The 20,960-nt window shown below is 37.3% G+C and carries 15 protein-coding genes and 1 pseudogene; 5 read left to right on the plus strand and 11 right to left on the minus strand.

The genetic code is table 11. The features are described 5' to 3' along the window. Positions 1–52: 52 nt before the first annotated feature. From AC52CF_RS10120 to amaB, 8 genes are all read right to left on the minus strand, one after another. Complete coding sequence (locus AC52CF_RS10120; protein ID WP_214589711.1) at positions 53–3,199, minus strand: efflux RND transporter permease subunit; 3,147 nt, start codon at positions 3,197–3,199, stop codon at positions 53–55. Then, the gene (locus AC52CF_RS10125) at positions 3,199–4,383 is read right to left on the minus strand and encodes an efflux RND transporter periplasmic adaptor subunit (protein WP_214589710.1); all 1,185 of its coding nucleotides are present in this window, start codon (positions 4,381–4,383) and stop codon (positions 3,199–3,201) included. The genes AC52CF_RS10120 and AC52CF_RS10125 overlap by 1 nt, the downstream gene beginning before the upstream one ends. A 2-nt stretch (positions 4,384–4,385) precedes the next feature. After that, positions 4,386–4,838 carry a transcriptional regulator gene (locus tag AC52CF_RS10130; protein WP_214589709.1) on the minus strand — a complete coding sequence of 151 codons (453 nt, stop codon included), beginning with the start codon at positions 4,836–4,838 and terminating at the stop codon, positions 4,386–4,388. Positions 4,839–4,955: 117 nt separating this feature from the next. Then, the gene (locus tag AC52CF_RS10135; protein ID WP_214589708.1) at positions 4,956–5,468 is read right to left on the minus strand and encodes a GNAT family N-acetyltransferase; all 513 of its coding nucleotides are present in this window, start codon (positions 5,466–5,468) and stop codon (positions 4,956–4,958) included. A gap of 37 nt (positions 5,469–5,505) precedes the next feature. After that, positions 5,506–5,781, minus strand: coding sequence for a SemiSWEET family sugar transporter (locus AC52CF_RS10140; protein ID WP_214589707.1), 276 nt, complete (start codon positions 5,779–5,781; stop codon positions 5,506–5,508). Positions 5,782–5,991: 210 nt separating this feature from the next. Then, a complete protein-coding gene (locus AC52CF_RS10145) occupies positions 5,992–6,219 on the minus strand; it encodes a DUF2007 domain-containing protein (RefSeq protein ID WP_076390287.1) in 228 nt (75 codons plus the stop codon). Positions 6,220–6,281: 62 nt separating this feature from the next. Further along, the gene (gene lat, locus AC52CF_RS10150) at positions 6,282–7,607 is read right to left on the minus strand and encodes an L-lysine 6-transaminase (protein ID WP_214589706.1); all 1,326 of its coding nucleotides are present in this window, start codon (positions 7,605–7,607) and stop codon (positions 6,282–6,284) included. 95 nt (positions 7,608–7,702) lie between these two features. After that, entirely contained in the window at positions 7,703–9,253 is a 1,551-nt protein-coding gene (gene amaB, locus AC52CF_RS10155) for an L-piperidine-6-carboxylate dehydrogenase (protein WP_214589705.1), read from the minus strand. A gap of 113 nt (positions 9,254–9,366) precedes the next feature. Between amaB and AC52CF_RS10160 the strand changes: the two genes are divergently transcribed. Next, positions 9,367–9,588 carry a hypothetical protein gene (locus AC52CF_RS10160; protein ID WP_214589704.1) on the plus strand — a complete coding sequence of 74 codons (222 nt, stop codon included), beginning with the start codon at positions 9,367–9,369 and terminating at the stop codon, positions 9,586–9,588. Positions 9,589–9,669: 81 nt separating this feature from the next. Here the strand turns inward: AC52CF_RS10160 and AC52CF_RS10165 are convergent, their stop codons facing one another. From AC52CF_RS10165 to AC52CF_RS10175, 3 genes and pseudogenes are all read right to left on the minus strand, one after another. Further along, the gene (locus AC52CF_RS10165) at positions 9,670–9,858 is read right to left on the minus strand and encodes a type II toxin-antitoxin system antitoxin (protein WP_076390291.1); all 189 of its coding nucleotides are present in this window, start codon (positions 9,856–9,858) and stop codon (positions 9,670–9,672) included. Positions 9,859–10,117: 259 nt separating this feature from the next. After that, positions 10,118–10,984 (minus strand): annotated as a pseudogene (locus AC52CF_RS10170) (SPFH domain-containing protein). A 319-nt stretch (positions 10,985–11,303) separates the two neighbouring features. Further along, on the minus strand, positions 11,304–14,549 hold the full coding sequence (locus AC52CF_RS10175; protein ID WP_214589703.1) for a cytochrome c biogenesis protein: 3,246 nt from the start codon (positions 14,547–14,549) through the stop codon (positions 11,304–11,306). A 416-nt stretch (positions 14,550–14,965) separates the two neighbouring features. Between AC52CF_RS10175 and AC52CF_RS10180 the strand changes: the two genes are divergently transcribed. From AC52CF_RS10180 to AC52CF_RS10195, 4 genes are all read left to right on the plus strand, one after another. Continuing rightward, complete coding sequence (locus tag AC52CF_RS10180; protein ID WP_496518145.1) at positions 14,966–17,539, plus strand: FtsK/SpoIIIE family DNA translocase; 2,574 nt, start codon at positions 14,966–14,968, stop codon at positions 17,537–17,539. A 63-nt stretch (positions 17,540–17,602) separates the two neighbouring features. Then, a complete protein-coding gene (gene lolA1 / locus AC52CF_RS10185; protein WP_087710051.1) occupies positions 17,603–18,250 on the plus strand; it encodes an outer membrane lipoprotein periplasmic chaperone LolA1 in 648 nt (215 codons plus the stop codon). 109 nt (positions 18,251–18,359) lie between these two features. Further along, positions 18,360–19,820: an LptF/LptG family permease gene (locus tag AC52CF_RS10190; protein WP_496518146.1), complete on the plus strand. Its 1,461-nt coding sequence runs from the start codon at positions 18,360–18,362 to the stop codon at positions 19,818–19,820. Between the two features lie 128 nt (positions 19,821–19,948). Then, on the plus strand, positions 19,949–20,737 hold the full coding sequence (locus AC52CF_RS10195) for a hypothetical protein (RefSeq protein WP_235130847.1): 789 nt from the start codon (positions 19,949–19,951) through the stop codon (positions 20,735–20,737). The last annotated feature ends 223 nt before the right edge of the window (positions 20,738–20,960 follow it).

The raw sequence follows: 20,960 nt of genomic DNA on the forward strand, positions 1-20,960 counted from the left end.
GGTTTTAGTTATTATTTAAACTTTACATCAAAAACCCTGAACTCACTTAATTTTATTCTGCTAAATTGATTTCTTTCGGTTTGATCGGTTTTACTTTCTCCTGTAAATATTCAAAAATGACATATAAAACAGGGATCACGAAAAGTCCTAAAATAGTTCCTATCAACAAACCGATTGCCGCTCCTGTTGCGATGGATCTGTTTCCTACCGCTCCGATTCCGCTTGCCAGAACCAATGGCAGTAAACCGAAGATAAAGGCAAATGAGGTCATCAGAATCGGTCTTAATCTCGCTTTAGCGGCGTTAATTGCCGACATAACGATGGTTTCACCGTGATGTCTTCTCTGAACGGCAAATTCCACAATCAGAATCGCATTCTTTGCTAATAATCCCACCAACATAATCAGGGCAATCTGGAAATAAATGTTATTTTCCAAGCCCATGATTTTCTGTCCGAAATATGCTCCCATTACTCCGAGAGGGAGAGAAATCACAACGATTAAAGGAAGTATATAGCTTTCGTACTGTGCAGAAAGGATAAAGTATACGAAGATTAAACTCAATCCAAAAATTAATATCGTCTGAGATCCTGAACTTAATTCTTCTCTTGACAGTCCTGTAAATTCTACATCATAATTCTGGTTCAGGGTTTCTTTTGCCACCTGCTGTACCGCTGAAATAGCATCTCCGGAACTGAATCCTGCGGAGTTGGCTCCTGTAATTTTCACCGAAGTGAAGAGGTTATAACGGCTTACTGACTGCGGTCCATACGCTTTAGTGAGCGTTACAAACTGTGAAATCGGAGACATTGCTCCGGAACCTGTTTTTACATACAGTTCATTCAGATTTTCAATATTCTGTCTGTTTTCAGGAAGAGCCTGAACCATTACCCTGAACTGCTTTCCGTATTTGGTAAAGTCTGCAGTATAAATTCCTCCGATATATCCCTGCATCGTTGCCAGAATGTCACTTACGGAAACGCCCAGCTTTTTAGCTAATGGAACATTGATCTTCATTTCATACTGAGGATATTTTGTATTGAACGAAGTCTGGGCAAAGTCAATTTCCGGTCTTTCAATCAGTTTTCCGATAAATTCATTGGTTTTTGCATCTAAATCTGAATATTCTCCTCCGGATTTATCCAAAAGAACCATCTCGAAACCGGCACTGTTACCAAAACCGGGTACACTTGGCGGCTGGAAGAATACAACTTTTGCATCCGGAACTTTTCCTGAGATTCCAAATAATTTTTTCGTAATATCTTCAGAAGTCTGCCCGTCTTTTTTACGGTCTTCAAACGGTTTTAATTTAATAAAAGCCAAACCGTTGTTGCTTCCGTTTCCGGATAAGAATCCTCTACCGGTGGAAATTGTAACGTTTTGTACTCCCGGAACTTTTAAAGCATTTGCCTGAAGCGTCTTCAATGCATTATAGGTTCTTTCCATAGACGCTCCCGGAGGAAGCTGAACATCGGTAAAGATAATTCCGCGGTCTTCCGTAGGTACGAAACCTTTTTTCATGGTAGAACTCGCCCAGTATAAAATTCCGCCCGTTACAGCAAAAATAATCAGCGTAACCCATTTATGTCTCAGCAGGAATACAAATCCTCTTCCGTAACGTTCTGTTGTTGTTTTAAAAGCGATATTGAATTTATAGAAAAACTTCTGAATGAAATTTAAATTCTTATATTCTTTATGGTGTGCATCGTGAGGTTTTAAGAATAATGAACATAAAACCGGACTTAACGTTAATGCATTGATCGCAGAAATAATGATCGCTACAATAAGAGTGATTCCGAACTGCTGATAAAAAACTCCGGTAGGACCTGTAATAAACGTTACCGGAATAAATACAGATGCCATTACCAAAGTAATTGAAATAATTGCTCCTGTAATTTCGTCCATTGCCTCCACGGTTGCTTTTTTCGCATCCGAGATACCGTGTTCCATCTTCGCGTGAACGGCTTCGACGACGACAATCGCATCATCCACAACAATACCAATGGCAAGAACCAAAGCGAACAACGTTAACAGGTTTAATGAATATCCGAATAAATTCAGGAAGAAAAAGGCTCCCACAATAGAAACCGGAACCGCAATTGCCGGAATTAAAGTGGATCTGAAATCCTGTAAGAAAATATATACCACGATGAAAACCAAGATGAAGGCTTCAATTAAGGTGTGCACTACTTTTTCGATAGAAGCATCAAGGAATTCGTTTGTATCAAAGTTGAAAGTATATTTAATTCCCTGCGGAAAACTTCCTTCTGCTGATTTCAGATAAGACTTGATGTTTTTAATAATTTCCTGCGCATTGGAACCTGGTGTCTGGAAAATCCCCATACTGATAGAAGGATTATTTCCGTTTTCCCCGATTCCCGTGTAAGACTGTCCTGCCAGTTCTACTTTAGCAACATCTTTTAGCATTAAATTCTGTCCGTCCGGTAAAGACTTAATGATGATATTATCGTACTGTTCCTTATCGTTGAATTTCCCTACATATTTAATGATATATTCGAAAGAGCTTCCGCTGTTTTGTCCGATAGAACCTGCGGCAGCTTCTCTACTCTGCTCATTAATCGCATTGGTAACATCGGTAGGTGTTAATCCGTAAGCTGCCATTTTAGAAGGATCCAGCCAGATTCTCATAGAGTAGTTTTTACCTCCGAAAACATTGGCATCTCCTACTCCGTTAATCCTTTTTAAGTTCGGAATAACATTGATATTCAAAAAGTTCTGAAGATATACGTCATCCAGATCTTTATTCTCAGAATAGAAAGACATATACATCAGGGCACTGGTCTGCTGTTTTTGGGTAACAACCCCGGAACGCGTCACTTCACTCGGCAGTAAAGGGGTTGCTCTTGTTACACGGTTTTGTACGTTTACCGCAGCAATATCCGGATTAATTCCCTGTTTAAAAAACACCTGAATCTGTGCAGAACCGTCATTTCCGGCAGATGAAGTAATATAATCCATTCCTTCTACCCCGTTGATCTGTTCTTCCAGAGGAACAACCACACTTTTCATTACGGTTTCTGCGTTCGCTCCGGTGTAGTTTGCCGAGACACTTACCGTTGGCGGCGCAATATCAGGATACTGCGTTACGGGTAACGAGATCAATCCTAAAACACCGAGAATCACAATTAAAATTGAGATTACGGTGGATAAAACCGGTCTGTTGATAAAATTTTTAATCATTAGAATTTCGGTTTTATAGATTGAACAAGACTATCCATTTTTACAGGTTTCTTTATCACTGCAGTTCCCGGTTTCAGACCTCCGATTCCTGCAGCAACTACGGTTTCCCCTTTGTTGACTCCTGATTTTATCAACGCCATGTTGTCGATTCTGTCAATAACATTAACTACTACATTTTTTGCAGTGTCTTTATCTACTTTATATACGTAAACAATTCCCTGTTGTTCGTAAGTTGCACTTTCCGGAACTACCAGAACATTGTCGTAACGTTGAGGGAATCTGATGGTTCCGCTGTTTCCGTTGCTTAAAAGTTTCTGCGCATTGGTAAATCCTACTCTGAACTGGATGGTTCCGGTTGTAGGATCGATCTGTCCTGTAATGGCTTCAATTCTGCCCTTTTCAGGATAAAGACTTCCGTTCGCAAGCTGTAATTCCACCATCGGAAGGTTTTTTATTTTTTCGGGCATGGATGCACCCGGAGATTTTTCAAGGAAATCAAAGTATTCTTTTTCATTCATTGAAAAGTAGGCGTAAATCTGAGAAGTATCTGAAATGGTGGTTAAAGGAGTCTGATCTGAAGGGCCTACCAAACTTCCCACTTTTAAAGGTAGCTTTCCGATTACTCCGGAAATAGGCGCACGAATAACAGAATATTCGATATTGGCTTCTACACCTTTATAATTGGCAACTGCCTGACTTTTTGCAGCCTGTGCCTGTTTTAGCTGTGCCTGAGCCTGCGCTAAATTTGCCTGTGCGGTCTGTAACTGCACATTGCTGATGATATTTTTCTGAACCAGCGGTTTAAGTTTATTTACTTCAACATTTGCTGCCGCTACAGAAGCCTGCGCCGCAGCGATATTGGATTCCGCAGCACTGATTCCTGCTTTTGAAGCCGCTGCATTTTCGTTCAGAATATTGGTTTCCAGACGGAAAAGCGGCTGTCCTTTGGTTACGTATTGTCCTTCATCTACCAAAACCTGAGTAATATACCCCTGAATTTTAGCGCGGACATCGTTATTAACTTTCCCCTGAATGGTAGCCGGAAAGGTTTGATAGCCTACTATATTTTTTGCCTCCACATTAACCACAGGATACGGTTTCGGACCATCCTGCTTCGGGGCTTCTTTTTTGCAGGCTGTTAAAGAAAGAGCCGCAACAGAAAGTATAACTAGCTTATTATTCATTTCTATAGTTTATTAAGTGATTCCTGAATATTTTTAATGTTCCTGTTTAAAAGAGCTTTATAAGCTTCCATCTTTTCATTGTAATCGTCATGATTTTTTTTAAAATTGTCTAAATCATCCAGTAGTTGTAATTCGTCTTGCATTTTTTGAACTATTTTTTCAAATCTTATCTTCTTATAACCATCATTGATGAAAAAATACCGTTTCCTCTCGTCCATCTTGTTGTGATCTACGATGAGTTCTGCGTTCAGCAGTAAAGAAATACTTGTAGAAACCGAACTTTTGCTCGCGGAAAGCACTTCCACAAACTCATCAAAAGTAATGCCCACTTTATCATAATCGAATAAAAGATAGGCGTAAATCTTTGAAGCTAATGGCGGAAGGCTGAAAACGGTACCGTAGAACTTTACGGCATTCTGAAAAATTTTTTCATCAATTTCTATACTCTTATGCATTGTATATAAATTTGAAGCAAATGTAAAAATTAGTTCAGAACTAAACGAACAAACCTGATAGAGTTTATAAATATCAGGCTTTTTAAAATTTCAATGAAAACGGATTTAACTTTCAGACTAAAAAATAATCTTTTCAAAGGCTTTTCTTACACCTCCTGCAAGAAATACTTCCCCACAATAGCTGTAACCTTTGCTTTCTAAGATCTTCAGCATAGGAATATTATCATAGTTGGTATCAACTTTTATGCTTTGAATTCCATGAGATTTTGTGAATTCTTCAATATGGTCGAAAAGGATTTTTACCATTCCCTGTCCTGCAAATTTTTCATCAACAGCCACTCTGTGAACGACAACGAATTCTCCGTTACTTAGCCAGGCTCCTTCAATGGTACTGTAAGCGGGTTCATCATTCAGAATTAATGCTACATAAACCGCCACTTCTCCATCTGCCGTCATTACATATCCGAAACCTTTTGCAATATCGCTTTCCACGGTTCCCAAATTCGGGTAACCTTCCTGCCATTGCGTACTTCCGTCTTTTCTCCTTCTTTCGATTGCCTGCTGCAAAATGTTCCAGATTATATCTCTGTCTTCAATTTCTGCTTTTCTCAGCTTAATTTCCTGTGCCACGTTGTTATATTGATTTTAAGTTTGTTTGTCCTTTGATTTAATTATGAAGGACTTCTTCAGTTTTTTTGTATTTTATTTTAAGGAATATCATGACAATCAGCATGATTAACATTAAAACATTGGTAATCCAGAGAGGTTTTGCATCTTTCATTACTCCGTAAACTGCCCAAAGCAAAGCATTCAGGGTAAGAAATGATAAAGTAACCATGGAAAGGTCTTTTCCGGATTTTGTCTTCCATAATTTTATGACCTGCGGTAAAAAAGATATGGATGAAATTAATGCGCCTGAATAACCGATTATCTGCTCTATCATACTGCTTTTTTTTGAATTATAATCTAATATACTAAAAACAAAATAATGCTTAAACGTTAAATCTTACGTCTTATTTATAAAAATTAGACTATTATTTTCAAAAAAAATACATTTTTTTCTGATAGATCTTCAAAGAAAAAAACCGAAAACTAATTTAAATTAATTTTCGGTTCGAAGTAGTAAAATTTAAAATTATGAAATTGTTTTTTATTAATTTTCACTTTGCTGAAGATAAGCATCGATAATTTCAAATGCTTTTTTTTCATCTTCAAGTTTAACCATTACTTTCAGCGATGTCGCCGTGGGCGTGGTTGTAAAAGTAAGGTAATTGTTTTCTACTGAATTTTTAATCTGCGCATCGTCCAGTTTAGACTTTATCAATTGGATTTCTGCAGGTTTGTCACTTTCAAAAACTGATACTCTTGTACTTCTTTCCATATTCTGTCTCGTTTGAGTATCTAAATATATAACGTTTTTTTGAAAATTACAAATTTCAGCTTTTAAATTTTATTAATATTATTTTCAATTTTATCTAAAGCGATCTGAATTTCTTCTTTAGTAACGTTCAGATGCGGTCTGAAGCGAAGTGACTGATCTCCACATGAAAGGATTATCATTCCGTCGTTCCAAAGCTCGTCTCTTAATGCATTTCTCTGTTCAGAAGTCGGAAGATCAATCGCGCACATTAATCCTCTTCCTCTCGCATTGGAAAGTTTTTCAGGATATTTTTCTGCAAGACCAATCAGTCCGTTCAGCAAATATTCTCCTACAACTCTCGCATTTTCTACAAGGTTTTCTTTTTCAATAACTTCCATTACCAACTGGAAACGAAGCATATCAATAAAATTGCCTCCGAAAGTGGAATTGATTCTTGAGCTTTCTCTGAAAACATTGTTCGGAACTTCATCAAATTTTTCTTTGTTGGCTAAAACTCCGCAAACCTGCGCTTTTTTACCGAAAGAAATAATATCCGGTTTTGCTGTAAAATGTTCAAATGCCCACATTTTACCTGTAATTCCGATACCGGTCTGAACTTCATCAAAAATTAAAAGAATGTCATGCTGATCGCAGATTTTTCTCAGTCCCAATAAAAATTCGTCTCTGAAATGGTTGTCTCCGCCTTCAGCCTGAATCGGCTCGATGATGATACACGCTACTTTATCCGGATTCATTAAAATCGCTTCTTCGATATTTAATAAAGCCAGTCTTTCGTTTTTAATGGTTTCTTCCAAATTCTCTTCCGTGATCGGGAAAGTAAGTTTAGGATTTAGGATTCTTGGCCAGTCGAACATCGGGAAATACTGATATTTTCTCGGATCGGAAGTGTTGGTTAAGCTTAAAGTATACCCGCTTCTTCCGTGGAACGCCTGTCTGAAATGGATGCAGATTCCTGCTTCTACATCAAGACCTTTATCAAAATTTTTACGCGTTTTCCAGTCGAAACATGCTTTCATCGCATTTTCTACCCCTAAAGTTCCGCCTTCAATAAAGAAAGCATACTGCAATTCTTCAGGAATTACCACTCTTTCGAAAACTTCTAAGAAATGCGCATATTCTTCAGAATATACATCTGCCAAAGTGGGTTTGTTGACTGCCATTTTTCCCAGCCATGCCGATTTTTCTACAATATAGGGATGATTGTAACCGATAGATGCCGAAGCAAACATGGAAAACATATCTAAATATTCTCTGTCTGTAAGTTTATCGTACAGCCATGAACCGTGGGATTTTTCAATATCCATCACGAAATCGAAACCATCTGCCAAAACGTGTCTGCCAACGGTTTCTTTTACTTTATTTGCTTTTATTTCAATTGTCTGTTCCATTTTTTAAATAAAAATCTTAGGGGTGATTTAAAATTTAATAATAATTTGAGACTTAAAAATCTGCTTCCAAATTTTCAAACTCATGATGTTAGTTTTTAAAGGTCAAACTTAATTCCCTGTGCTAAAGGTAAGTTTGTGGTATAATTGATGGTGTTGGTCTGTCTTCTCATGTAATACTTCCAAACATCTGATCCGGATTCTCTTCCGCCTCCGGTTTCTTTTTCTCCACCGAAAGCTCCGCCGATTTCCGCACCTGAAGTTCCGATGTTTACATTGGCAATTCCACAGTCTGAACCTGCATGAGAAAGGAATAATTCTGCTTCTCTTAAGTTCTGCGTCATGATTGCAGACGACAATCCCTGAGGAACATCATTCTGAATAGCAATTGCTTCTTCTAAAGTTTTGTATTTGATTAAATATAAGATGGGTGCGAAAGTTTCGTGCTGAACGATTTCGTAAGAATTCTTTACTTCAGCGATACATGGTTTTACGTAGCAACCGGATTCGTATCCTTTTCCTTTAAGAACTTCACCTTCCACGATGAATTTTGCGCCTTCTTTTTTACCTTTTTTGATGGCTTCCTGATACATATTTACCGCATCGGTATCGATAAGCGGTCCCACATGATTCGTTTCATCCAGAGGATTTCCGATTTTCAGTTGTCCGTACGCTTTTACCAGTCTGTTTTTCACTTCATCATAAACACTTTCGTGGATAATCAGTCTTCTTGTGGAAGTACATCTCTGTCCTGCTGTTCCTACAGCTCCGAAAACTGCTCCGATGATCGACATATCAATATCTGCATCTTTAGAAATAATGATGGCATTGTTTCCACCTAATTCAAGGATCGATTTTCCGAATCTTTGTGCAACATTCGCTGAAACCATTCTTCCCACTCTTGTAGAACCGGTGAAAGAAACTAAAGCGACTCTCTTATCATCCACTAATTTCTGTCCGATTTCGTGATCTGCAACCAATACGCTGGAAATACCTTCGGAAAGATTATTTTCCTTTAACACTTCGTTCATGATGTTTTGGCAGGCAATGGCACAAAGCGGTGTTTTTTCTGACGGTTTCCAGATCGTAACGTTACCGCAGATCCATGCTAAAGCTGTATTCCAAGCCCAAACTGCTACCGGAAAGTTGAACGCGGTGATGATTCCTACGATTCCCAATGGATGATACTGCTCATACATTCTGTGTCCCGGTCTTTCCGAGTGCATTGTGTACCCGTGAAGCTGTCTTGAAACCCCTACTGCAAAATCGCAGATATCAATCATTTCCTGAACTTCTCCAAGACCTTCCTGCAGGGATTTTCCCATTTCATAGGAAACCAGTTTCCCCAAATCGTCTTTGTACTGTCTTAATTTCTGACCTAACTGTCTTACAATTTCCCCTCTTTTAGGAGCCGGAATCAGTCTGAATTCTTTAAAAGCTTTTTCAGCCGTCTCAATTACCTTGTCATAATCAGATTCTCCGGAAGTCTTCACTTTAGCAATCAGATTTCCGTCTACAGGAGAGTAACTTTCGATGGTTTTCCCTGATGCAAAGTATTTTCCGCCTACTGAAGTTCCCTTATTTTCATCCTTAATTCCTAGATTTTTGAGTGTTTTTTCGATCCCAAAATCCTTTACTTTTTTAGACATAAAAATTTTACTTTTCGTTTCCTCTAAAGATAGAAATATTATGCGAATCCCAAAATTTTAATTTTTTAACAATTTTTTATTTGGACTAATTATAAACATAGTTATCTTTGTATATGAATCATTTTATTTCAGGAATGGAAAATAATAAGATTAATAACGAACCTGCCACAGAGGAAAAAAAATCCTCCAGATGGAAAAGCCTGGTGAAAAAATTCGGGATCGGCGGAATTATATTTTTTACCGTAAAAGGAATTATTACCTCTACGCTGATTTATTTTCTGGGGAAAAATTTCTGGACGGTGATCTCCGATTATATTACCGGAATTTTTGATTAATTAATTGATATATAGATACAAAAAGCTGAGAAATTTCTCAGCTTTTGTTTTGGATTCAATGTCATTCGGAATGACGATATTTTATTCTTTCTTTTTCCTTCCTGAATTAATCAGGCTCTGATGCAGCAAATACTCAATCTGTCCGTTTACACTCCGGAATTCGTCATTTGCCCATTTTTCCAGAAGCTTAAATGTAGACTCATCAATCCTTAAGACAAAAGATTTTTTGCCTTTATTTTCGGAAGGATTCTGAGCTTTTTCTGATTTCATTTTTGTTAATTCTTTTTGTTTTCAACGTAAATCGCGCAAAGATTTTTCTGAACTACTTTATGTTTTTATGTTCGCCAAGGCGTTTCACTCAGCAAAGATGTAAGGTCATATAGCCATTCAGAACGGAGCACATTCGAGTGAAAATCTTTTAAATATAAATCTTCTTCCATTTTGCTCAAATTGACGTTTCTAATGCTATTCTTCTAAATACACAACTTAGATTCCTACGGAATGACAAATATTGCGAAAATTTTAATTATCAATTATATAAAGTTCCGGCATTTAAAATGGGTTGTGCAGCTTTTTCCCCGCAAAGAACCACCATTAAATTGCTTACCATTGCGGCTTTTCTTTCGTCATCCAGTTCTACGATATTTTCTTCCGAAAGCTTTTTCAGGGCTAAATCTACCATTCCTACAGCTCCTTCTACGATCTTTGTTCTTGCCGCTACAATTGCCGTTGCCTGCTGTCTCTGCAGCATTGCTCCTGCGATTTCCGATGCGTAAGCCAAATGTGAAATTCTTGCTTCCTGAATGGTAATTCCTGCCTTTGAAAGTCTTTCGGTAAGTTCCTGCTCCAGAATAGCGTTGATCTTTTCACCGCCTTCTCTTAAAGTAATCGGTGCATGATCATCTTCTAAATTATCGTAAGGAAAACTCATCGCCAAATGACGCACCGCAGCTTCACTCTGCATTTTCACAAAATCAGAATACCGTTCAACGTCAAAAGCCGCTTTTTACGTATCTCCCACTTTCCAGACAATCACAACTGCAATTTCAATCGGGTTACCCATCTTGTCATTCACTTTAAGAGTCTGTCCCTGTAAATTTTCAGAACGGAGACTGATTTTCTGTGAGGAATATAAAGGGTTGATAAAAAACAAACCGTTGTCTTTTACGGTTCCCACATATTTTCCGAAAAAGTTCAGCACTCTTGAATGATTCGGCTGAATAATCATTAACCCTTTCATGAAAAAGCAAAACAGAATAAATGACAATAATGATAAAACGACAAGCGTAACACTGTTATCGACACCGATTGCAAATAAATAAACGGAAACGGCAAACAATCCAAGACAAATGACCAAAGTAAGGTATCCCGACATTGGTTTTAAGATTTTTTCCATGATATTAAATTTTAATTTGATATTATTTTGATATCATAAAGGTATAACTTTTTTCACATGAAAAATCATTTATTTTAAAATTTCTTTTGACTTGTCGGTTCAATTCTAAGCAAAAAAATCCCTGAAAAATTAATTCAGGGATTGTATGTATGATATTTTATTGATTATCCGTTATTAGTAATACTGCTTTTTAACGCAAAGGATCGCCAAGATTCTCTTTATATACTAACTGTTTTTAAGTTCACAAAGGCGTTTCACTTAGCAAAGAACTCAAAGGTTTTTTAGTTATGCCAAATTATGGATAATCATTATCTTAAATTTATTTTTTATTTAAAATTCTGAACTTGTAATAAGATGCGGCTGATAAAAGTGCCATTGTTGCAAGTCCGATGTAAACCCAGGCCGGAACCGGAACCGGATCTCCCGCTGCGTAAGAGTGAAGTCCGCTCAGGTAGTAATTTACTCCGAAATACGTCATGACCATTGAACAGAATGCAAACATCGTCGCTACGTGGAATGCCCATCTGCTTCTTAATCCCGGAACCAGTCTCATGTGAAGAACAAATGCATATACCATAATGGAAATGAATGCCCATGTTTCTTTCGGGTCCCAGCTCCAGTATCTTCCCCAGGATTCGTTTGCCCAGATTCCTCCTAAGAAGTTTCCTACGGTTAATGCAAACAGACCTATGGTTAAAGACATTTCCGAAACGATTACCAGTTCTTTCAACGTTGTATCGTGATGTAATTTATAGGTTTCTTTATTTGAAATGATATAAAATACCAAACTGATTACTGCAATGATCATCGACAGTGCAAAGAACCCGTAACTTGACGTAATAATCGCAACGTGAACAATCAGCCAATAGGATTTCAATACAGGAACCAACGGTGTAATCTGCGGATCAAGAGCTGAACCTCCGTGAGCAAATCCCATCATAATAACAGCTACCATAAATCCGGCTGCCGGAATTAATGCGTTGGAATTTCTGTAGAGTAATAAACCTGCTGTAATTCCTACCCAAGAAATGAAAATAATGGCTTCATACCCGTTACTCCACGGAGCGTGACCGGAAATATACCATCTTGCCACCAAACCAAGGAAATGGAACAGATATCCTACAATTCCTAAAACAATGATGATTTTAATTGCTTTGTTTAAAACTTTTTTAGACTTAAATAATTCAACAAAACCTAATATCAATAGCAATCCTCCGATTAATGTATAGAATATCAACAATTTGAAGTTGATATTCACTTTATTCATGAACACCTCAAGATCAACTTTAGATTTCGCAGGAACAACAGCTTTCCCCCATTTTTGCTGATAGTCTGAAAGCTTCGCCAGTTGCGCATCTGCTTTTGCCCAGTTTCCTGATTGCTGAGCCTGCAAAACTTCCGCAAAATAAGGTCCCATAACCTGTTGAGATTCCATATCCGGTTCCATTTTCTGATCCAGCCATGAATGCCATGTATGATTAGCGTCATTCTTTACCGGAACAATTCTCATAAACTGACCGCTGAAAAATTCGTTGAAGATCTGAACTCTTTCGTTTACCGCAATCACTTCTTTATCATAATTAGTCTGTTCAGCCGGTTTTTTACGGAACGCAGTGTTGTAATCGCTTTCAAGGATATATCTTAAATTTCCATTGGCATCCGCAGGAAAAAGATTCATTAAAGAAGTATATCCGTCTTCGTCTGCTTTGGTTTTATTTTTCAGTTCGTCTCCGCCTTTTGTTCCCACTTTAATCATCGGAACCATCGTCCAGCTTGGCGTATCGATATTCACTGATAAAAACCATTGGTTTGCTGTTAAAGCTTTTCCGTCTGTTCCTTTAAACTCGTCTTTCTTGTAAAGCTTTCTTAAAACGTCTAAAGCTTCCGTATTGATCGGAACGATTCTCCCTTCAAAATTCTGCACCAAAAGATATCCGAATTTATCAGCATGTTCTTCACTGATTTTATTTCTTGCAATAATTTCATCGGCAGAAACCACTTTCATTTTTGTAAACGGCTGCGCTCCCTGTGGTTTTAGAGTTTCTGAACCCTGAGCGTGACTGTGATTATCACCTTCTACATGGATGTGTTCCCTGCTTCCGTCGGTTGTGCCGTGTGTCTCAATTTTCTGGGCATTTAAGCCGAAACTCAACAATAATAAAATTACTGCTGCTGCTTTCTTTTTGTTAACGTCTTTCAGCATTTTGTTTAATTTCCAGAAGTGGGTTCCTTTCCAGAAGAACATAAAGAACATTCCCCCGAATAAGAATGTATACCCGATGTAGGAAATCAAAGTTCCCCAATAATCGTGGTTTACGGAAAGAACGGTTCCCATTCTGTCCGGATCGAAACTCGACTGGAAGAAACGGTAGCCTTTATGATTCAGAACGTGGTTCATATAGATTTTAAACGGAGTCTGTTTTCCTTCATCAACAATTTTAATGTGACTTTCGTACGCACTCGGAGAAGAACTTCCCGGATATGTTTCCATTACGAAATCATCCAGTTTCAGTGAGAAAGGCGTATTGTAAATTTTAGGACCAAAACCGATCATGATGTTCAGTCCGTCCATTGTTACCTGTTTGTAAGCATTCGGATTTCCTTTTTCAACAGAAAGATCTACCATTTGCTTTGTTTTAGGTCCCTGAAGTTCTACCGTTAACATATCCGGAACATTCTGATCTTTCTTTCTGTCGCCTTCAATCGCAATCAGTTTTCCTTTTTTAAGACCTTCCGGAACTACTAATTTTAATTCGTTGATGGAATATAAACTTCTTAAAGCCAAAGGCTGGAATTCATCTTTCACCGTTGTTCCTGTTGCCTGAGTTGCCATCGTCATATAACTTGCATCCACAGGAGTTTTGATGAACAGTTTTCCGCCTTCGTTTTTAAATTCAACCGCTCCTTCAATAGCTCTGTTGAACGTTACCAACGTTCCGTTGATTGATTTTGTTTCGCCCGGCTTGATGAAAATATTCTGTCTTCCGGTTTGTCCTGTGGAAACCAAATGAAGATATTCTGCCCCATTCGGATCAGCCAGAAGACTGTCTTTTTTTCTCTGAACATATTCTTTGGCAACTACTTTTACCTGCTTTCCGTGGAAATCGTAGGTTGCTTCCAGATCCTTGTGCAAAGGAGACATTAAGTAAGGAATGTCTTTATAGTTAAGAACATCTCCTTTTTCTTCAATCTGTACTTTCAGGAAGTTTTTATCCGTTACGATTTCGTTAGACGTTTCTCCTTCGCGGATGTGCATTGTTCCTTCAAAACTGATGTATCTTGTGATTGCACCACCGATGAAGATCAGTACAAAAGCAAGGTGAAACACCAGAACCGGCCATTTTTCTCTCTTCCAAAGTCTGTATCTTCCGATGTTTCCGATGAAGTTGAGAATGAGCAGGAACATGATAAGTTCGAACCATTTCGCTTCGTAAATTAACGCTTTTGCTGTAGGAGTACCGTAGTCGTTTTCCAAGAACGTTGCATAAGCCATCGCAAATGCATACACCAGTAACAATACAGCCATTGTCCTGGTCGAGATAAGAATATCTTGCAGCTTCTTCATGATTTATATACTTGACATGCAAAAATAAGGATGATAAACCACAAAGACTCCAAAAAAAACTGTCATTTATCAGTTGAGACCGCTTTTAATCTTATTTTTATTGATTCTTAATAAGTAAATTTCCTTTGAGGAAAATTCAAAATGGTAAAAACGTTAGAATTGAATTTATAAAAGCTATACTATTGATTGACAAGCTCTATTTATTCAGCATCTTTAATTTTTATTTGATTCAAATTTTCAAAACAATAAAAAATGATGAATTATTTTTTTCCAGTTCATTTTATTTTAAATATTTTTAATCATTAAAACCAAATCAATTCAAAATTCCTTTTAAATAAGGAAAAAATTAGTTACTTTTTTAAGCTTGTGCGCATCCATTTAATGTAGGAAAAACATTAAATTTGCCAATTGACATTATGAATAAAAACACACAAAACAAACCGACTGAATCGCCTGATAAGGGCAAATTTTTATCTAAGCCAAGAGTATTTTTCGGGCTTACCTTCATCCTTTTTTCTGTAGTGCTTACTTTTTCGTTCGTTTCTTACCTGATGAACTGGAAGGCAGATCAGAGCCAGGCCGGAACGATGCTCGATAAAACAATAAAATCTTCCAATCTTTTCGGAAAGCTGGGCGACTGGCTCGGAAATATTTTTATTTTCGAAAGTATTGGGGTAGCTTCATTCATCATTGCCTTTTTATTTATGGTTTTCGGAACCGTTATTCTGAAAAAGAAAATGTTCAAACCTTGGAAAACGGTTGGTCACTCCCTGTTTTTCATTTGCTGGCTTCCAATTCTGTTTGGAGCAATTACTAAAGGACAGGGTGTTTTAAGCGGAGTTTACGGATATCAGATCATGGAATCTCTGAATACAATTATTGGTTCTTATGGTCTTTGGCTGGTTTTAATTGCAAGTATTGCTTTGTATTTTATTTTAGAATTCAATCTTCGTCCAAGTTCTATCAAGTCTAAATTAAATGACATCAATGAAAATACCATAGGAAAAGTAAGATCGATGATGCCGAGTTCTGATGAAAATTTTGAAGCCGATGAAGAACTGATTGAGGAAATTGAAACGGCAGAACAGGAAGAAGAACAACCTAAAATAAAAGTAACGGAAGTTGCAGAAAAACCGGCTCCCAAAATGACGGAGCCTGAACCTGTAAAAGTTCCGAAAGGTTTTCCGGAAGTTGCGGTATCCAGCAATTTGGATCCGATTGTAACGCCGAATAAAACGTCTTTTGATGAGGAACCTAAAAATGATTTTTCAAACTCCATCAATTTAAATCTTGACTCCAGACCTAAAGTTCCGACTTCAAGTCCGGAACAGGCATTTGATATGACTCCTTCTATTCCGGTAAGTACAGTTACTGCGGCTGCACCTCAGGAAAACATTAAATTTAATGTAGAAGTAGCTCCGGTTATCGATATTCTTGATGATTCCGAAAGACAGTCTCAGGAATTGGTAGATAAACACGGATTGTACGATCATAAACTGGATCTTGCCAAATTCCAGATGCCGCCTGTTGAATTGCTGAAAGATTACGGAAACGAAGAAATTTCGATCAACAAAGACGAACTGGAAGAAAACAAAAATAAAATTGTCGGATTACTGAAAAACTTTAACGTAGGAATTGCCGAAATTAAAGCGACGATAGGGCCGACTGTAACTTTATATGAGATTGTACCGGAAGCAGGAATCCGTGTTGCAGCAATCAAAAAACTGCAGGATGATATTGCCCTGAATCTTTCTGCTTTGGGAATCCGTATTATTGCACCAATGCCCGGAAAAGGAACCATCGGGATTGAAGTTCCGAGAAAAAATCCGACGATGGTTTCTATGCGTTCGGTGATTGCTTCGCAAAAATTCCAGAATACAGATATGGATCTTCCGGTTGTTTTCGGTAAAACCATTTCCAATGAAATTTTCATGGCAGATTTATCCAAAATGCCTCACTTATTGATGGCGGGAGCAACAGGACAGGGTAAATCGGTCGGGATTAATGCAATTCTTACTTCACTATTATACAAAAAGCATCCGAGCGAACTGAAATTTGTAATGGTAGATCCTAAAAAAGTAGAACTTTCATTATATTCAAAAATCGAAAGACATTATCTTGCCAAACTTCCGGATGCAGAAGAAGCGATCATTACAGACACGAATAAAGTAATCAACACGCTGAATTCTCTCTGTATCGAAATGGATACGAGATATGATCTGCTTAAAAATGCATTCTGTAAAAATTTAAAGGAATACAATAAAAAATTTGCGGAAAGAAAATTAAATCCTGAAAACGGTCACCGTTATTTACCGTACATTGTTTTGGTAGTAGACGAATTTGCCGATTTAATTATGACTGCCGGAAAAGAAGTTGAATTACCGATTGCCAGATTGGCTCAGTTGGCAAGAGCGGTGGGAATTCACTTAATTGTTGCCACGCAAAGACCTTCCGTAAATGTAATTACAGGTATGATTAAAGCGAATTTCCCTGCAAGAGCAGCATTCAGAGTAATTTCAAGTGTGGATTCCAGAACGATTCTGGATTCTCCGGGAGCAGATCAATTAATTGGTAAAGGAGATATGCTTTATTTTAACGGAAATGAAATTTTAAGACTTCAGTGTGCTTTTGTAGATACTCCGGAAGTGGAAAGACTAGCAGAATTTATCGGGGAACAAAAAGGGTATGCTTCCGCATTTATCCTTCCGGAATATGTTTCTGAAGATTCCACGAGTACAGTGGGAGCTTTCGATCCAAATGAAAAAGATGCTTTGTTCGAAGATGCAGCGAGAATTATTGTTTCTACCCAGCAAGGTTCTACTTCCATGCTTCAGAGACAACTGAAATTGGGCTACAACAGAGCGGGAAGAATTATGGATCAACTGGAAGCCAGCGGAATTGTTGGCGGATTTAATGGGGCAAAAGCTAGAGAGGTTCTCATCAGTGACCTTCATTCTTTGGAACAGTTTTTGGAAGATCTGCGCAGTTAAAGCGAAATTTCAGTTTAACTTTTAACATTAAAGAAAGTCTAAAGATTAAAGAATTTAATAAAAATGAAAAATATTATTTCAAAAGTTATAGTAAGCAGTTTGGTAGTTGGAGCGGTCGGATTTACAAATGCACAGAAGATTGACGCAAAGGCAAAAAAAATTCTTGATGATATTACGGCTAATTATAACTCTAAAAAAAATTCGTATTTCAAGTTTTCTTTCGGAAGCGGAACCAACGGAAAAGTTGATAAAACGGAACCCGGAATTTATTACGCTGCAGGAGATAAATACAAACTGAAGATCATGGAAACGGAGCAGATCTTCGACGGAAGTAAAATCTACAACATCAACACAGAAGATATGGAAGTTACGGTAGCGAAACCTAACGGAAGCAGCTCCATGTTCTCTCCTATCAATTACCTTTCTACCTACAGAAAAGATTATAATGTAACATACGGAGGAAAGAAAAATGTAGATGGTGTAAATGCAGACTTCATTAAATTAACTCCGGTAAAATCCAACGGAATTAAATATGTGTATCTTTTTGTAGATTCTGCAAAAAAACAGATGGTAAAACTGGAACAGCACGGAAACAATAAAGACCTTGCCGTAATTGCGATTAAAGAGTACAAGGAAAACCAGACACTGGATCCGGGAATGTTTACATTTGATAAAAACAAATACAAAAATTACCTGATCACAGAACTTTAAAAATAATCAGCAGATAAGCGAATACGCGGATTTGCTTTTAATTATAAAAATTTCATAAAATATAAGAGCTGCAAAGAAAACTTTGTGGCTTTTTGTTTAATTTTGGCGAATGTTAAAAATACTAGACCGATATATTATAAAAACCTTCTTCGGACCGTTTTTCTTTATATTCAGCGTATTGTTTTTCATCTTTATTGTGAACATTATCTGGATTCAGTTAGGTCAGTTTATGGGAAAAGGACTGAGCTACTGGCAAATCATGAAACTTCTTTTTTACCTCGGGGTAAGTGTGATCAGTATGGTTTTACCGCTCACGATTCTTCTGGCGAGCATTATGTCTTTCGGGGAATTCGGGGAACGGTATGAACTCGCCGCCATGAAAGCCGCGGGAATTTCGCTGACCAGAGTGATGATGCCGCTTTTGGGAGTAACCGTTGTACTTTCCATTATGCTGTATTTTTTCTCCAACAATATCATTCCGGATTTTCAGAGGAAGGCGAAAAATATGCTTTTTAATATTGCACAGACCAAACCTGCCCTGAATTTTACACCGGGACAGTTTATCGATCAGATTCCCGGAAACATGGTGAAGTTCGATAAAATTTATGGTAAAAATGATGAAAATATAGAAGGTGTTTTTGTTCATAAGAAAGCAAGCTCCTATGAAAATCAGCAGACAGTAATTGCCCAGAAAGGCGTTTTTGCTCCGGCAGAAAATACGAATTATCTGAAACTTAAATTGTTTAACGGATTTGTTTATGAAGATAATTTTGCCGGAAAAGGAGAAAATGTCCGTTTAAAACAGCCCGATCAGGTAATTAAATTTGATACGTTAACGCTCCACTTCGACGTAAGTGAGATCATTAACAAAGCCATTGAAGAGGAAAAAATCACAGATGATTACCGTTTTCAGACCTTCAATGAACTGAATACAACGATTGATAAAACAAAGAAAGACAATCAGAGATTCTTCACCAACGTAAGCAACGATGTTTTGGGACAGACCAATTCTGTGATAAGTTATATGGACACCAAACAGAACAGTGCAAAGGCAAAACCGAAACAGAGCATTAAGCTTGATACGGTGAAAGGAAATAAAAAACTGGAGATCATCGATAATGCTTATAACCGTCTCGATAATCTTAAAAGTACGCTTGAAGGAAAAAATAATGAAATTGATCCCGGCGTAAAATACTACAGCAAAGTCGTGATTTATCAGCAGAGAATTGTAACCTATTCTTTCACCTGCATCATTTTCTTTCTGATCGGTGCGAGTTTAGGTTCCATTATCCGAAAAGGAGGAATGGGACTTCCTGTAGTAATTGCGATTGTAATTTTCATTATTTTCTACGTTATTAATGTAGGTTTTGAAAACATGGCGTGGTCCGGAAAGATCAACCCTTATCTTGCAGCATGGGTTCCGAATCTGGTTCTGTTTCCTTTCGGAGTATGGATGACGTACAAAGCTCTTACGGATTCTCAACTGTTTGATGCCGAGAAATACAAAGCGGCTTTCAAACCTGTTATTAAACTTTTTGTAAAGAATACAGAACATAAAAGGTATCAATAATAGATTAAACCTGTAAATATAAAAGATCCGGAATTTCTCCGGATTTTTTTGTGGTATGTTAAAAAACGAATTTCAATTTCATTTTAGCTGTAAAAAATTATCTTTGTCAAAAATTATAACAGTTTTATATGAGAAAATTATTATTGATTGGCTTATTCAGTATTGTTTCTTTCAATGCTTATGCGCAGGAAGACAATACGGAATATGAAATGAGAATCGGGGAAAAGCCGGGTTACATTATTGATAAAAGCGGAAAAAAGATCGAAGGTATTGTAAGACTTGCCGGAGATGAAATGAATCCGTGGACGAATCAGAAAAAAGTGAAATTCATTGCGACTTCGGACGTTGACAATTCAAAGAAAAAGCAAAAATTCAAAACGTATGATGTAGATGATCTTAAAGGTTATATGGCGATCGATAACAATACGGAAAGAGTTTTCGAGACCATAAAATACACCAATACCAAAGAAGCGTACAATACGCAGAATGGAGGTTTAAGCGGCGGTCTGAAAGCTTTTAACAACCTGACAAAAAGCAATCAGTTTGCAGAAGTTGTGGCAGACGGAAAAATAAAAGTATACAAAGTGTACGGTTTCCCGACTACTTTCTCAGCGGGCGGACAAATTGCAGTTGCGGACGAAGAAAATAAAAGGATGAGAGAAAATCCGGCTTATGTTTATTCTAAAAAAGGAGGAAAACCGGAAGAGCTGAATGTTGCAAAAGCAAAGATCATTACCGCAGACTGTCCTGTTGTAAAAGCTAAAATAACAAAAGGAGAATACGGTTCTTTGAAAAATGATACCAAAAAGAGATCAGGTTTAGGAAAATTCATCCGAAATGAAATCGACAATGCGATGGCAGATAATCTTTCGATCGTAAATGAAGTGATCTACGATTATAACGAAAATTGTAAATAATCAATTAAAATATTTTTTAACAGCAGTTTCATTTTGGAACTGCTGTTTTTATTTGTGAGTTTTTTAATAAAAATATTCCTGTCGGAAAACGAAGACGTAAATCTTTATTAGTTTCAAATCCATAAGCCGCAAGAAAATCAAAAATTTTCAATAAATATTGAAGCTTAATTTTCTCGCAGATAAAATCTTTGTGCTTTTGCAATTGTTATAGCTATTAAGTTTA

The organism is Chryseobacterium sp. 2P (assembly GCF_059579425.1).